Genomic DNA, 13,461 nt, shown 5'->3' with positions numbered 1-13,461 from the left:
GGGGGATGGCGCTGCAACGCTCGAACGCAAGCGCTTTATCCATATCAAATCCGCGCGCAGATCGAACGCAAGTGCCAACGTCACCAAAGCACCTGCCCGTCACGCCAAAGGCGTGCCGCTCAAATTGGCGCACCTTTGGTGCGGCGGGCCGGGCAGGCGCTCGGGACGCTCTGCACAACCATGGATCAGGAGGCAGTGATCCTCGGAGAGGCTGTGATGAGCTTGCTACCAAACTTCGCTTTGGCCTCGACCTCCTACGCAACACCCGCCACACTTCTCCCCAAGCACAACCCAAAGGCCCTCCCCATGTCCGACCTCGCCACCCGCATTGCCGCAGCACGCGGCGACAAACCCGCCGACCTCGTCCTGCGCGGCGGCCGGGTGCTCGACCTCGTCACCGGCGCGCTGCTCGAAGGCGACGTGGCCATCCAGGGCGACCGCATCGTGGGCACCTGCGGGACCTATGAAGGGCGCGAGGTCATCGACGTCACCGGCCTCACCCTCGTGCCCGGCTTCATCGATACCCATCTGCACGTCGAATCCTCACTCGTGACGCCCTTCGAATTCGACCGCTGCGTCACGCCCCTGGGCGTTACCACCGCGATCTGCGACCCGCACGAGATTGCCAACGTGATCGGCGCGGACGGCATTCGCTATTTCCAAGAGGCCGCGCAGCATCTGCTGATGGACCTGAGGGTTCAGCTGTCCTCCTGCGTGCCGTCCACGGATATGGAGACCGCGGGCGCGGAGCTCACCGCGCAGGACCTTGCGCCGCTCATGCACCACCCTTCGGGCATCGGCCTCGCGGAGTTCATGAATTACCCCGGCGTGATCCACCGCGACCCGGGGGTTCTGGAGAAGCTCGCGCTTTTTGATGGCGGACATATCGACGGACACTGCCCGCTTCTGTCGGGCACCGATCTCAATGCCTATATCGCCGCGGGCATCCGGACCGAGCACGAAGCGACCAGCGCCTCCGAAGCCCGCGAGAAGCTGCAGAAGGGCATGCGGGTGCTGATCCGCGAAGGGTCCGTATCGAAGGACCTGCACGCGCTCGCCCCGCTCCTGACCGAACGCACGGCCCCCTATATGGGTCTCTGCACCGATGACCGGAACCCGCTCGATATCGGCGAGGAAGGTCATCTCGATCACATGATCCGCACGCTGATCGGCCTCGGAGTGCCGCCGCTTGCCGCCTATCGCGCGGCCTCCCTGTCGGCGGCGGAGGCCTTCGGGCTCAAGGATCGCGGGCTCATCGCGCCGGGATTGCGGGCCGATATCGTCGCCCTGCCCGATCTCGAAGAATGCCGGGCCGAACTGGTCGTCGCGGGTGGCATCGTGGTGGACCAAGCCGCCTTCGATACGCGCGGCACCCTGCCGCCGGTCGGACGCAATTCGGTCCATGCGCCGCCGCTCCGCGCCGAAAGCTTCCGCGCGCCCGGCAATCGCGCCGAGACCGCCGTGATCGGCATCCGCGAGGGCCAGATCCTGACCGATCACCTGACCGAAGAAATTGCGCCAGAGGATGGCGACAAGCGCCCCGATCCCGCCCGCGACCTCGCTCGGATCGCAGTGATCGAGCGGCATGGCCGGAACGGCAATATCGCCACGGGCTTCGTGCGCGGCTTCGGCCTCAAGGCCGGGGCGATCGCCTCGACCGTCTGTCACGACCATCACAACATCGCCTGTGTGGGCGTGGACTACGGTGATATGGCGCAGGCGGCGACACGGCTGACGGAGATCGAGGGCGGCTTCTGTGTCGTGCGCGACGGCGCGGTACTGGCGGAGTTGGCCTTGCCGCTTGCAGGCCTGATGTCGCTCGAGCCTTTCGAGGTCGTGCGCCGCGATCTGGAGGCGTTGCGGGCAGCGGCGAAAGGCCTCGGCGTCACGCTTCAGGAGCCTTTTCTGCAACTGGCCTTCCTGGCCCTGCCGGTGATCCCCGCGCTGAAGATCACCGATCGCGGCATGGTCGATGTGACCCGGTTCGAGCTGATGCCCTGACCGGGCGCGCGCCTGCGGGCTTTGCCCCTACCGGACCCTTGCTGCATAAAGCGCCACGGCAGCAGCGTTCGAGACATTGAGCGAGCCGAAGCCACCGGCGAAATCGATCCGCACCAGCGCGTCGCAGCTTTCCTTGGTCTTGGGCCGAAGCCCCGGCCCCTCAGCGCCCAGAACGAGCGCCACCGCGCGCGTTCCGGCCAGCGCGAGCTCGGCCTCGAGCGTCCCCTCCGCCTCGCCATCGAGGCCCAGCACGACATAGCCCATCTCCTGCAACTGGCTGATCGTGCGCGCCAGATTGACCTCGCGCAGATAGGGCTGCCGCTCCAGCGCGCCGGACGCCGTCTTGGCCAGGGCGCCGGTCTCGGGCGCCGAGTGATGCTTGGTGCCGATCACCGCCCGTGCGCCGAACACCTCCGCCGAGCGCAGGATCGCGCCCACGTTATGAGGGTCGGTCACCCGGTCGAGCAGCACGACGCGCGGCGGCTTTTCACCATCGCCCTGCGCGACCTCGTCCAGGCGGCCCCAATCCAGCGGCTTCACCTCAAGCGCCGCGCCCTGGTGGACCGATCCCGGATCGAGCGGGGCTGCAAATTTGCGCGGATCGCTGACCTCGGTCGTGATGCCGCTGGCGGCTACGGCATCCGACAGTTTCTCCGCCGCGTTCGGTGTCACGATCAGCCGCAACTTCTCGCGGCGTGGATTTTCCAACGCGTCCCGGACCGCATGCAGGCCGAACAGCCAGAGGGTCTGCGCGCCCTCGGCCTTTTGCGCCTGCTCTTTCTCGACCACCCAGCGGGGCTTTTTCGCCATGTCATGCGCCTTTCACTTGCCGACATTTCCGTGACGGAGCCGCGCCGCGCATGCAAGGGATTTTCCGGTTGACGGGAAAAAGGCCCGCTTGTATTCGACCCCTCACTTGCCGGGTGCGCCCGGTTGGGGGCGACGCGCTGCAAGGTGCGGCAGCGGACTGTAAATCCGCCGGGGAGACCCACGCCTGGTTCGATTCCAGGGTCGCCCACCACTTCCTTCCCGAAAACCGGCTACCCAAACTCAGGTTCGGACCGCAGCGCGGTACTTGCGCGGATCGTGTCGCCGCGCCTCGTTCCTGTCGCGCCAGGCACGCCTAACCCCGTGCGCCCTTCCCATAGCGTCTAGCGCCTGGCGAAACGCGCAGCCCCAAACGGGCCAAGATCGACATTGGGCCGCCGTCCCATCATCTGCTCCGCTAGAAGGCGGCCGGATTTCGGCCCGCCCGTCAGGCCCACATGGTGATGCCCGACAGCGCCCCATAGCCCCGTCTCGCGCACCTGCCCCAGAAGCGGCAGGCTGTCGGGCAAGGCGGGCCGGTGGCCCATCCATTCCTGCGCCTCCGTGAAATCGAGGCCCGGAAAGGCCCGCGCCCCGAGACGCCGCAAAAGCCCGAAGGGTGCCCGCGACGGCCCCGCCTCCAACCCGCCCAGCTCCAGAATCCCGGCAAGCCGCGCACCGCGCGCCATGGGCGTCGCAACGAACTGACCCTCGGCGACCATCACCGGTTGGCGCGGCGCGCCGTCGATGCTGTGCAATTGCAGGTGGTAGCCGCGCTCCGTCTCGAGCGGCAGGGAAATCCCCACCGATTTCAACAGCGGCGCGGAGGCCGCGCCCATCGCCACGACCGCCTGATCGCAGGGCAGCGTCTCACCGGGCAGCACGATGCCCGTGACGCGGCCATCCTCGATCCGCAGCGCCTGCACCTCCGCCTGCCGGAATGTGCCACCCTCCGCCTCGAACCCTTCCGCGAGGGCTGTCACGTACCCTTCGGGATCGGTGATGAAGCCATGCGCGCCCAGAACCGCGATTACCCCCAATTCGGGCCCAAGCGCCGGGTCGTAATCCTGCACCTCTGCGCCCGAGAGGCGGCGATGGGGAAACCCCGCATCGGCCTTGATCGCGAGCCCTGCCGCACCCGCCGCATAGGCAGCCGCGTCCCGGTAGGCATAGACGTAATCGGAGCGCTGAAGGAAATGCGTCGCGGGCGTTCCCTCCGCCGTGGCCGCATGCGCCTCGACCGCGTCCGTGACGAGATGGGCCAGCGCGTCAGAGATCCGTCCGACCTCCGCCTCGCCCACATGGCGCAGCGCCCGCGCAAGCCAGGGCAGCAGACGCGGCAGGTAGGACCAACGCAGGAAAAGCGGCGCGTCGCGATCCAAAAGCATGCCCGGCGCCGCCCGCAGCGCCGCCGCATCGAGCGAAGGCCGCAGGGCCGAGGCCGCCAACACCCCGGCATTGCCCGCCGACGCCCCGGCCCCCGGCGCCGCCCGGTCGATCAGCGTGACCTCGGCCCCGAAACGCTGCAGCCAAAGCGCGGTGGACACCCCGACGATGCCCGCGCCCAGAACCGCAACTCTGTGCGTGCCCCTGCCCTCTGTCATCGTCGCGCGACCGTGCTTTGGTCAGGTTCAGGTCTTTGCGCGACAACCCGGAACGCCGCGCCTCCCATCAGGGCGACCGACGCGCTCAAAGGCAGATCGACGCGCACGGGCATAGTCTCAAAGCTTCGAGGAAATCACGCCGGTCGCGAACCCGCCCATGCGCAATTCGCCGAACAGGCGCTGGTATTCGATCTTCGGACAGCGGTTCTGCACCACGTCAACGCCGCGCGCCTCGGCCTTGGCTGCGGCCTCCGCGTGCGTGATGCCGATCTGCATCCAGATGGTCTGAAGCTTCGGGAAGACCTCCAGCGCCTCGTCGACGATGGCTGGCACGGCTTCCGGCCTGCGGAAGATATCGACCATGTCGACCTCGGCCTTGATCTCCGACAGCGTTTCCGCGACGCGGTTGCCAAAAAGCATCTGGCCCGCAAGGCCCGGATTCACGGGGCGGATGTCATAGCCCTTGAGCGACAGGTAGCGCCCCACGTAATGGCTGGGCCGGATCGGATTGGCCGATACGCCGACCATCGCGATGATGCGGGTACGTTTCAGGATGTCGCGGAGATGAGAATCGCGGCTGTTCATGTCCCGAGCCAGCCACAAAAAAGCGTCCGGGCCAAGGCCCGAACGCCAGTAACGGAACGAGGGACAGTGAAGGTGTCGCGAGCGTTCCGTGCCCGCGATCCTGTTAGAGAAATGGGCATCAATGCCACAGTTTAAAGGCCAGTCGCAAAAGCGTGATCTTTCGACTTGCTTTTTTCGGAGGGCTTATTCCGCCGCCATCTGCGCGTGATTCAGCATCTCCCAGACACGATGCGGGGTGAAGGGCATGTCGGCCCGGCGCACGCCCTGATCCCACAGCGCGTCCTGCACCGCATTGGCCACCGCGGCCATAGCCCCCACGGTCCCGGCCTCGCCGCAGCCCTTCATGCCCATCGGGTTCGAGGTCGAGGGCACGGGCTCCGTCTCGAAGTGGAAGAATGGCAGGTCATTGGCGCGCGGCATCGCGTAATCCATGAAGGATGCGGTCAGAAGCTGGCCGGTCTCGTCATAGACGACCCGTTCCATCAGCACCTGGCCCGCACCCTGGGCGATTCCGCCGTGAACCTGCCCCTCGACCAGCAAGGGATTGATGAGGTTGCCGAAATCGTCGACGACCGTGTAGCGGTCCAGCGCGACCGTGCCGGTCTCGGGATCGACCTCCACCTCGACGAGATGGCAGCCATTCGGAAAGGACCGCGCGGCGAGCTTGTCATGCGCCTCCACGCGCAGCAGATCGGGGCGACCCGCGGCGCGGGCCATCTCCGCCACGTCCAGCATGGTGTGCGTCTCGTTGGTGCCTGCGATGCGGAAAAGGGTGTCGTCGAAATCGACCTCGTCCATCGTGACACCCGCCTCCTCGGCGAGGAAAGCGCGAAACGCGCCGACGAGCTGCGCCACCGCTTTCAGCGTCACGTTGGTCTGCACGGTCACGGAGCGCGATCCGCCGGTGCCGCCGCCCGCCGCGATCAGGTCCGAATCGCCCTGTACGACGCGGATTTTCTCGACCGGGATACCGGTCTGATCCGACAGGAATTGCGCAAAGACGGTCTCGTGCCCCTGCCCGTTCGATTGCGTCCCGACATAGATCGCGGCCCCGCCATCCTCCTCGAATTCGACACGCACCCCTTCATCCGGTGCGCCAAGGATGGCCTCGATGTAATAGCACAGGCCCCGCCCCCGCAGGCGCCCCTTGGCTTCCGATGCCGCGCGCCGGGCCGCAAAGCCGTCCCAATCCGCCGCCTGCGCGCCGTGACCCAGAACGCGCGCGAACTCGCCCACGTCGTAGACCTCGCCGCCGACGGTCTTGTAGGGAAAGGCCGCGGGCGGGATGAAGTTGCGCTGCCGCAGCGCTTCGGGCGCCACGTCCAATTCCCTGGCCGCGCGATCCATCAGCCGCTCAAGCACGTATATCGCCTCGGGACGGCCCGCGCCGCGATAGGCGTCGATCTGGCAGGTATTGGTAAAATAGGCCTGCGAGCGCAGGTAGGCTGTCGGAATATTGTAAACCCCGGTCAGGACACGGCTGAAGAGCTGCGTCTGCATCAGCGGGCCGAACTGGCTCGCATAGGCACCCAAGTTGAAGCGCGTATCGACGCGGTAGCCGGTGATCTTGAGATCCGCGTCAAAAGCCATCTTCGCGGTGGAGACGAGATCGCGGCCCATATTGTCCGACAGCATGCCTTCGCCCCGCTCCGCCGCCCAGCGCACGGCACAGCCCAGGCTGCGCGCGGCCTGCGCGATGGCGAAATATTCGGGGTAGACCATCGTCTTCATGCCGAAACCGCCGCCCACATCCTCGGTCACGACATGCACCGCGTCCTCGGGCAGACCCAGGACCTTGGCGATCTGCGTTTTGTGGGTCCAGACCCCCTGGCTCGACATGGTGACGTGCAACCGCTCGTCGCGCCAATCGGCGATGAAGGCCCGCCCTTCCAGAGCGTTGGCGATGATCTTGTGATCCGGCACATCGAGCGTCACGACATGCGCCGCGGCCTCGAACGCGGCCTCGGTCGCTGCCTCGTCCCCGAGTGCGAAATCGAAGGATTGATTGTCGGGCGCCGCGTCGTGAAGCGCCTCGCCGCCCGGCGCGAGATCGAGATGCACCGGCAGGTCCTCGATATCGGGCATGATCAGCTCCGCCGCGTCCTTGGCCTGCGCCAGCGTCTCCGCGACGATCAGGGCCATGGGTTCGCCCACGAAGCGCACCTTGTCTTCGGCAAGGATCGGACGGCGCGGGGCGATGCCGGGGCTGCCGTCATGGTTCTTGACCATCACGGTGAACAGCCCCTCGGTGATGCCCGCATCAGCCAGATCCTTCGCGGTCAGGATCAGGCGCACCCCCGGGCTGGCTTTGGCCTCGTCGAGGTCGATCCCCGCGATCCGACCATGGGCCACGGGCGAGCGCAGGAAATAGCCGTAAAGCGCGCCTTCAGGCGCGATGTCGTCGGTATAGCGGCCCGCACCGGTCAAGAGGCGCAGGTCTTCGCGTCGGGTCACAGGCTGGCTTTTACCGAAGGCGTCCATGGGGGCTCCGCTGAGTGGAATGCAATCAGCCGGAGACTAAGCCGCCAAGACCCGGTGTCCAGTGGTCCGGCCCGCTGCACACACGGTGTGGACCGCGGCCCAAGATGCGGCGGCGCAGGCCTCAGCTCTCGTCTTCGATGCCGTAGTCGCGAAAGAGCGCGCTTTGCGCCATGAAGAACACGAACAGCGCCGCGGTCAGCCCGAATGTCTTAAAATAGACCCAGCTTTCCGTGGACATGGTCCGCCACACAATTTCGTTGAGCAGCGCCAGCCCGAAGAAGAACGCGCAAAGCCGCCGGGTCAGTTTCATCCAGCCTTCCTCGCGCAGGGGCATCATCCCCTCCATCACCGCGCGCAGGTAGCTTTGGCCACGCAGAAGTCCGATCCCGAGGATGCCCCCGAAGATCAGGTAGATCAGCGTGGGCTTGATCTTGAAGAAGCGTTCGTCGTTCAGCCAGACGGAGAGCCCGCCGAAGACCACGATCAGGACGGCGGTGACGATCTGCATGCGGCTCAGATGGCCGTTCAGCCACCACAGGATGCCGGTCGCGGCCAGCATCACCGGGATAAAGCCCGCCGTGACGACGATGAAGCCGTCATATTCCGTACCGCCAATGGTGAAGACCCGATCCTTGAGCCAGAGATAGGCCACGAAGAATCCGATCACCGGCCCAAGTTCGAGTCCGGTTTTCAGAAGTGGCGAAATCTCGCGGTGCTCAGCCATGTGTCCTGCATCCTTCTGGTCGGCGCCAGTTGCGGCGCCCCTGATCGTTTGCGCCTATATGGGGTACCTAGCCACCCATCTCAACGATGACAGCCCCGATGGCAATCAACGTCATCAACGCGATGCGGCGCGGCCCCACGGTTTCCTTCAGCACCAGCCAGCCGATGATGGCGGCAAAGACGGTCGAGGTTTCGCGCAGAACCGCGGCCTCGCCCACGCTGTCGAGGCGCGTGGCCATCATGATCGACCCGAAGGAGAAGAAGGCGACCACCCCGCCGATGGCCCCGCGCGCCGCCAGCGGGCCGATATCGGGCCGGTCCGCGCCCATGCGCTTCCAGCGCCGGTAGGCGAAGGGCGGGATTGCGATGCTGTCGATCAGGAAGAACCACGCAAGGAAGGTGAACGGGTTCGCCGTCGCCCGAATGCCGTAGGCGTCGTAGGTGGTGTAAAGCGCCACGAAGAAGCCGGTGATGACCGCGAAGACCATCGCGATGCCCAGCGTGTCGCGCTCCGCCTCGAGGAAGATGAGGTTGTAGACCGCGAGCCCGAAAATGCCCGCGAGCAGCACAGCCACACCCACCCATTGCATCGCGCTGAAGGTCTCACCGAAGACCAGCCCCGCCCCGATCACCGCGAAAAGCGGCCCCGTGCCGCGCACGACGGGATAGACCACGGTGTAGGCGCCCTTGGTATAGGCGAGCCCCTGCATGATCTTGTAGGTCAGGTGGATCACGAAGACACCGGCGAAGATGGGCCACATATGCGGCTCGGGCCAGGGCACGACGAAAAGCGCAAGCGGTGCCGCGACCACCCCGTAGGAGGCGTCGATCGCGCCCCGCGACAGCCACGGATCATGTCGGCCCTTCTGCAAGGCGCCGAAAACCGCGTGCAGAAACGCCGCCGACAGCGCCAGCACGAGCGCCGCATTGTGCCCCGCAGGCGTGCCATCCAGCGACAGGACGTAATCCATCATGGGCGGAGAGTCCCATGACAGGTGAGAGGGCGCGCAGGTCGCGAGAGGGTCGGGCGTGATGCGCGGGCGCAGCGGGCCGGTCGTATCGCGCTCATCTCATCGTCACCCATGCCAAAGCCGCCACGTGCGCGGCCTACCCGTCAATTCCCCTTGTCTATTCAAGGTTTGACGCCGCGCGGCAACCCGCCCGCGCGCAAGGGCGCAAGGTCGGAACATGCAAAGGGTTGGCGCAATGGGGTTCGCCGCGTGCGCCCGACGGCCATGCAGGGTCGTTGTCGGGACGCGCGCTTAATCGGCTCCGCGCCTGACCGGCGGCCACATCCGCGAGAAGACGCCATCCTTCTTCAGAAGCCCGTGTTGCAGCGCCGCCATTATGTGCACGCCTGCCAGCCCCGCGATCACGTAACTGCCGTAGAAATGCAGGGTCTTGGCGGTCTCGGCCAAGGGCTTCGATTCCGGCACGAGACGCGGAAACCCCATCGCATCGAGCGTCTCGATCGGAAATCCGCCCGCCACGACCCGGACATAGCCCGCCACCGGCATCGCGATGATCAGCACATACAATGCCGTGTGGCTGGCGCCCGCCGCGCGCTGTTGCCACACCGGAACGTGATCGGGCAAAGGCGGCGGTGGCCGAAATCCGCGATAGGCCAGGCGGATCACCGCCAGCACGAGGATGAGCACGCCGACATTCTTATGATAGATGAATAGCGAGTTCTGCAAGGACCGGCTAAGTCCTTCCTGTATCATCAAAAATCCGACCGGTATCGTCGACAGGATGAAGAGCGCCATGCTCCAGTGCATGATCCGCGCGAAAGTGGAGTAGGACGTGTCTGACATGGCCATGCGATCCTCCGGGCGTTCCCGATCAGCATCGGGACATGCGGTATCGAGTCAAGCGCGGTGTCGACGCAGGACGCGCTTGACGCGCCGGGTTGCGCACTAAAATTAACGGGATGACAACGCTGCACACAAATCCCCCGCGCGCCGCGCGCGACTGGGTCAAGGCGCACCGCTTTCCGGGCCCGGTCTCGCGATTTGCGGGGGCCTCCCTGTTGGGCGCGCTCGGCGTGGCAGCGCTTGCGGCCATCGCCATTGACGCGGAGCCCGTGCAGGTCGTCCTGGCCGCCGCCCTGTTTCTGGTCGGTGCCCTGTTCGCCGGGTCCCGCATGATGCGCGATCATCCGCATGAGGCGCTCGGGCTCGCCAACCTCGTGACGTTGGCGCGGCTTGGCCTGACCGCCTGCCTCGTGGTGCCGATCTTCTCGGACGATCCCGCATCCTGGCCAATCTTCGTGCTCGCGATCACGGCGCTGTGCCTCGACGGTATCGACGGATGGCTGGCGCGGTGGCAGCGACTGTCCTCGCGCTTCGGCGCCGCCTTCGACATGGAGGTCGACTCGGCCCTCGGTCTGGTCTTGGCCCTGAATGCCTTCGCCGCAGGCACGGCCGGTCCCGCCGTGCTGCTTCTGGGACTGCCGCATTACCTCTTCGCCATCGCGGGCCGCGCTCAGCCGTGGCTGCGCCGCCCCCTGCCCGATCGGATCGGCCGCAAAACAGTCTGCGTGATCCAGATCGCGGCCCTGATCGCGCTGCAAGTGCCTGTGCTCCCGGACGTCTATGCCTCCGCCATCGTGACCATCGCGGCTCTTGCGCTCATCTGGTCCTTCGGGCGCGATATCCTCTGGCTGTGGCGGAGGCGGGCTTGACCGACCTCGCGCCCCGGCATCTGCTGAGGCTCACACTCGCCGCGCTGGTTCTGCACATCCTTCTGGTCCAACCGAACCACCCGGCGGCGATGACCTGGGAAGCGCCATTCCTGTTCGCGCTGGAACTGCCGCTGATCCTGCTGGCTCTTGTGCTGGTCTCCGGCCCCGCCGCCACGGCGCTGCGCGTTTTTCTGACCTTTGCGCTGACGCTGATCGCCGTGCTGAAAACCGCGGATTTCGCGATGTTCACGGCACTTGCGCGGGGCTTCAACCCGGTGGCGGACCTCGTCCTGATCGATGCGGGCCTGCGGCTTCTGGCCGGATCCGCAGGCACGATCCCCGCGATCCTGACCGCCATCGGCGCGATCCTTGCGACACTGACCATCGCTGCCGCGATCTGGTGGGCGAGCGGTATCTGGGCCGCCCTTTCGCTGGGCCGCAGGGCATGGCCCGTGGCGGGTATTGGCATCATCGCGCTGGCGGGTCTCGTCACGGCGGAGATCGGACAGGCCTGGGGCAAGTGGCGGCTGCCGGTCTCGCCCCCCGGTGCGGCCTTTACCACGCGGGTCGGGCTGGAACGGATCTCGCTTGCGCAGGACACGCTGACCGATCTGCGCGCCTTCCGCCGCGCCGCGATCACCGATCCGCTGACATATCAGACGGGCCTTCTGGACCGCATCGACCGCGATGTCGTCATCGTCTTCGTGGAAAGCTACGGACGCACCAGCCTCGATACGCCCTATTACGCCGATCTGCACCGCGAGACGTTGCGCCGGAACGAAGCGCGGCTCCGCGACCTCGGACTCGCCATGCGCTCCGGTGTGCTGGAGGCGCCGACGCGCGGCGGGCAGAGCTGGCTCTCCCACGCGACCTTCGCCAACGGGCTTTGGGTCAACGATCAGACCCGCTACGGCGCCGCACTCGCCTCGGGCCGTGAGACGCTGTTTCACATCGCGGCCAGATCGGGCTTTCACACCGCGGCGGTCATGCCACAGATCACGCTCGACTGGCCGGAATCGCTGGTCATGGGGTTCGACACGGTGCTGGCAGCCGCGGATCTCGCCTATGAGGGGGAGCCCTTCAACTGGGTCACCATGCCGGATCAATATACCTATTCCGCGATGGACCGGCTGCTGCGCGACCCTGTGACGGACAAGCCCGTTTTCGTGCAGGTCGCGACCGGCACCTCGCACGCGCCCTGGGTGCCCATACCCGAGCTTGTGCCTTGGGACGAGATCGGAGACGGGCGCATCTTCAACGACATGGCCACCTCCGGCGACACGCCCGAGGTGGTCTGGCGCGACCGTGACCGCGTGCGCCTGCAATACCGCAAGGCCATCGATTACGCGCTCGACACCGTGTTCGACTATGCCGCGCGCCATGCCGAAACGCCGCCCCTGATGATTGTCCTCGGCGATCACCAGGCGGCTGATTTTGTCTCGCTCGACGACAATGCGCAGGTGCCGATGCATGTGGTCGGCCCGCCCGACCTTGTGGCCCGGATCGACGATTGGAACTGGGCCGCAGGCCTCGTGCCCGATGAAGACACCCCGGTCCTGCCCATGGACCGCATGCGCGACCGCCTGATCGAGGCGTTCTCCTCGGATCTGCGCATCGCGGAGGGCGAAACGTGAGGTGGCCCGCCCTGCCGCCCGGGCTGATCCGCGCGGGACAGATCGGCCTCGCCCTGGCGCTTCTGGCGCTCCTGTGGCGGGTTGCGGGTGGGGAGGAGGCCGCGCGCAGCCTCGCCTCGGCGGATCCTTTCTGGCTGATCGCGGCCCTTCTCGCGCTGACCGCGCAGACCATGCTCTCGGCCCTGCGCTGGCGGCTCACGGCGGCCCAGCTTGGCATCACGCTCGATCCGCGCACGGCCCTCGCGGAATATTACCTCTCGCAGGTGGTCAACCAGTCCTTGCCGGGCGGTGTTCTGGGGGATGCGAAACGCGCCGTTCGTGCCCGGGGTCAGGCCGGTCTGCTGGCATCCGGTCAAGCCGTGGTGTTCGAGCGGCTGGCCGGTCAGATCGGGCTTTTTCTCTGCACGGCCACGGCGTTCCTCGTCACGCTGGCACTGCCGGGCGGCGTCACCTGGCCCGCATGGTTGCGCGTGCCGGTTGGGCTGTTCGTGGCGATTGGCCTCTGTCTGCCTGTTGCGGTCTATGCCCTGACGCGCGTGCCCGGTCGATTGGGCGATGCGTTGCGCGCGTTCTGGCAGCCGATGATCCGGGCGCTCGCCGCGCGTCATGTCATCCTGCGTCAGCTCCTGCTGAGCATCGCGACCACCCTGTGCAACCTCGCCGCTTTCGGCTTCTGCGCGCAGGCTGTCGGCCATGGGCTGCCCCCTGCAGCCATCGCGGCCTTCGTGCCGCTCATCCTGCTGACGATGCTGGTGCCCCTGACCATCAGCGGCTGGGGCTTGCGCGAAGGGGCGGCGGCGGCGCTGTTTCCCGTGGCAGGCGCCTCGGCCAGCGGCGGTCTGGCGGCAAGCGTCGTTTTCGGGCTCGTGTTGATCCTGTCGACGCTGCCGGGTCTGCTCGTGCTTCTGGGTCGCCGCATGATGCCCGCCCAGCCGCAATGACC

General features: G+C 66.6%; 11 protein-coding genes and 1 tRNA gene. 5 read left to right on the top strand and 7 right to left on the bottom strand.

The genetic code is table 11. From position 1 onward, the window contains the following. The first annotated feature begins 306 nt into the window (after window positions 1–306). The gene (gene ade / locus FIV09_RS03160; protein WP_152448627.1) at window positions 307–2,001 is read left to right on the top strand and encodes an adenine deaminase; all 1,695 of its coding nucleotides are present in this window, start codon (window positions 307–309) and stop codon (window positions 1,999–2,001) included. Between the two features lie 27 nt (window positions 2,002–2,028). Here ade and rlmB read toward each other — a convergent pair whose 3' ends face one another. Then, a complete protein-coding gene (gene rlmB / locus FIV09_RS03155) occupies window positions 2,029–2,811 on the bottom strand; it encodes a 23S rRNA (guanosine(2251)-2'-O)-methyltransferase RlmB (protein WP_152448626.1) in 783 nt (260 codons plus the stop codon). Window positions 2,812–2,938: 127 nt separating this feature from the next. Here rlmB and FIV09_RS03150 point away from each other — a divergent pair. Continuing rightward, window positions 2,939–3,022, top strand: a tRNA-Tyr gene (locus FIV09_RS03150). A 130-nt stretch (window positions 3,023–3,152) separates the two neighbouring features. Here the strand turns inward: FIV09_RS03150 and FIV09_RS03145 are convergent. From FIV09_RS03145 to FIV09_RS03120, 6 genes are all read right to left on the bottom strand, one after another. Further along, on the bottom strand, window positions 3,153–4,412 hold the full coding sequence (locus tag FIV09_RS03145) for an FAD-binding oxidoreductase (RefSeq protein WP_152448625.1): 1,260 nt from the start codon (window positions 4,410–4,412) through the stop codon (window positions 3,153–3,155). Window positions 4,413–4,529: 117 nt separating this feature from the next. Then, a complete protein-coding gene (locus FIV09_RS03140; protein ID WP_152448624.1) occupies window positions 4,530–4,997 on the bottom strand; it encodes a CoA-binding protein in 468 nt (155 codons plus the stop codon). Between the two features lie 183 nt (window positions 4,998–5,180). Further along, the gene (locus tag FIV09_RS03135) at window positions 5,181–7,478 is read right to left on the bottom strand and encodes a xanthine dehydrogenase family protein molybdopterin-binding subunit (protein ID WP_152448623.1); all 2,298 of its coding nucleotides are present in this window, start codon (window positions 7,476–7,478) and stop codon (window positions 5,181–5,183) included. Window positions 7,479–7,599: 121 nt separating this feature from the next. After that, window positions 7,600–8,202, bottom strand: coding sequence for an inner membrane-spanning protein YciB (locus FIV09_RS03130; RefSeq protein ID WP_152448622.1), 603 nt, complete (start codon window positions 8,200–8,202; stop codon window positions 7,600–7,602). Between the two features lie 67 nt (window positions 8,203–8,269). Continuing rightward, complete coding sequence (locus tag FIV09_RS03125) at window positions 8,270–9,175, bottom strand: EamA family transporter (RefSeq protein ID WP_152448621.1); 906 nt, start codon at window positions 9,173–9,175, stop codon at window positions 8,270–8,272. 288 nt (window positions 9,176–9,463) lie between these two features. Continuing rightward, window positions 9,464–10,021, bottom strand: a complete 558-nt coding sequence (locus FIV09_RS03120) for a cytochrome b (RefSeq protein WP_152448620.1) — start codon at window positions 10,019–10,021, stop codon at window positions 9,464–9,466. Between the two features lie 110 nt (window positions 10,022–10,131). Here FIV09_RS03120 and FIV09_RS03115 point away from each other — a divergent pair, with 110 nt between their 5' ends. Genes FIV09_RS03115 through FIV09_RS03105 form a run of 3 tightly spaced genes read left to right on the top strand, consistent with a single transcriptional unit; the run spans window position 10,132 to window position 13,459 of the window. Then, window positions 10,132–10,884, top strand: coding sequence for a CDP-alcohol phosphatidyltransferase family protein (locus tag FIV09_RS03115; protein WP_152448619.1), 753 nt, complete (start codon window positions 10,132–10,134; stop codon window positions 10,882–10,884). Further along, window positions 10,881–12,518, top strand: coding sequence for a sulfatase-like hydrolase/transferase (locus FIV09_RS03110; protein WP_254702299.1), 1,638 nt, complete (start codon window positions 10,881–10,883; stop codon window positions 12,516–12,518). Before FIV09_RS03115 ends, FIV09_RS03110 begins: the two co-directional genes overlap by 4 nt. Beyond that, window positions 12,515–13,459 carry a lysylphosphatidylglycerol synthase transmembrane domain-containing protein gene (locus FIV09_RS03105; protein ID WP_254702298.1) on the top strand — a complete coding sequence of 315 codons (945 nt, stop codon included), beginning with the start codon at window positions 12,515–12,517 and terminating at the stop codon, window positions 13,457–13,459. The genes FIV09_RS03110 and FIV09_RS03105 overlap by 4 nt, the downstream gene beginning before the upstream one ends. Window positions 13,460–13,461 lie beyond the last annotated feature (2 nt).

This window comes from Roseivivax sp. THAF197b (assembly GCF_009363255.1).
Taxonomy (GTDB): domain Bacteria; phylum Pseudomonadota; class Alphaproteobacteria; order Rhodobacterales; family Rhodobacteraceae; genus Roseivivax.
The sequence above is the reverse complement of the archived record's forward strand: the minus strand, read 5'-3'. Positions and strand labels throughout refer to the sequence as shown.

What these genes read in the sequence shown, in the direction of transcription:
- FIV09_RS03125 (WP_152448621.1), bottom strand. Translation starts at nt 9,175, where the DNA reads ATGATGGATTACGTCCTGTCGCTGGATGGCACGCCTGCGGGGCACAAT.
- FIV09_RS03130 (WP_152448622.1), bottom strand. Translation starts at nt 8,202, where the DNA reads ATGGCTGAGCACCGCGAGATTTCGCCACTTCTGAAAACCGGACTCGAA.
- FIV09_RS03115 (WP_152448619.1), top strand. Translation starts at nt 10,132, where the DNA reads ATGACAACGCTGCACACAAATCCCCCGCGCGCCGCGCGCGACTGGGTC.
- ade (WP_152448627.1), top strand. Translation starts at nt 307, where the DNA reads ATGTCCGACCTCGCCACCCGCATTGCCGCAGCACGCGGCGACAAACCC.
- rlmB (WP_152448626.1), bottom strand. Translation starts at nt 2,811, where the DNA reads ATGGCGAAAAAGCCCCGCTGGGTGGTCGAGAAAGAGCAGGCGCAAAAG.
- FIV09_RS03120 (WP_152448620.1), bottom strand. Translation starts at nt 10,021, where the DNA reads ATGGCCATGTCAGACACGTCCTACTCCACTTTCGCGCGGATCATGCAC.
- FIV09_RS03140 (WP_152448624.1), bottom strand. Translation starts at nt 4,997, where the DNA reads ATGAACAGCCGCGATTCTCATCTCCGCGACATCCTGAAACGTACCCGC.
- FIV09_RS03145 (WP_152448625.1), bottom strand. Translation starts at nt 4,412, where the DNA reads ATGACAGAGGGCAGGGGCACGCACAGAGTTGCGGTTCTGGGCGCGGGC.
- FIV09_RS03135 (WP_152448623.1), bottom strand. Translation starts at nt 7,478, where the DNA reads ATGGACGCCTTCGGTAAAAGCCAGCCTGTGACCCGACGCGAAGACCTG.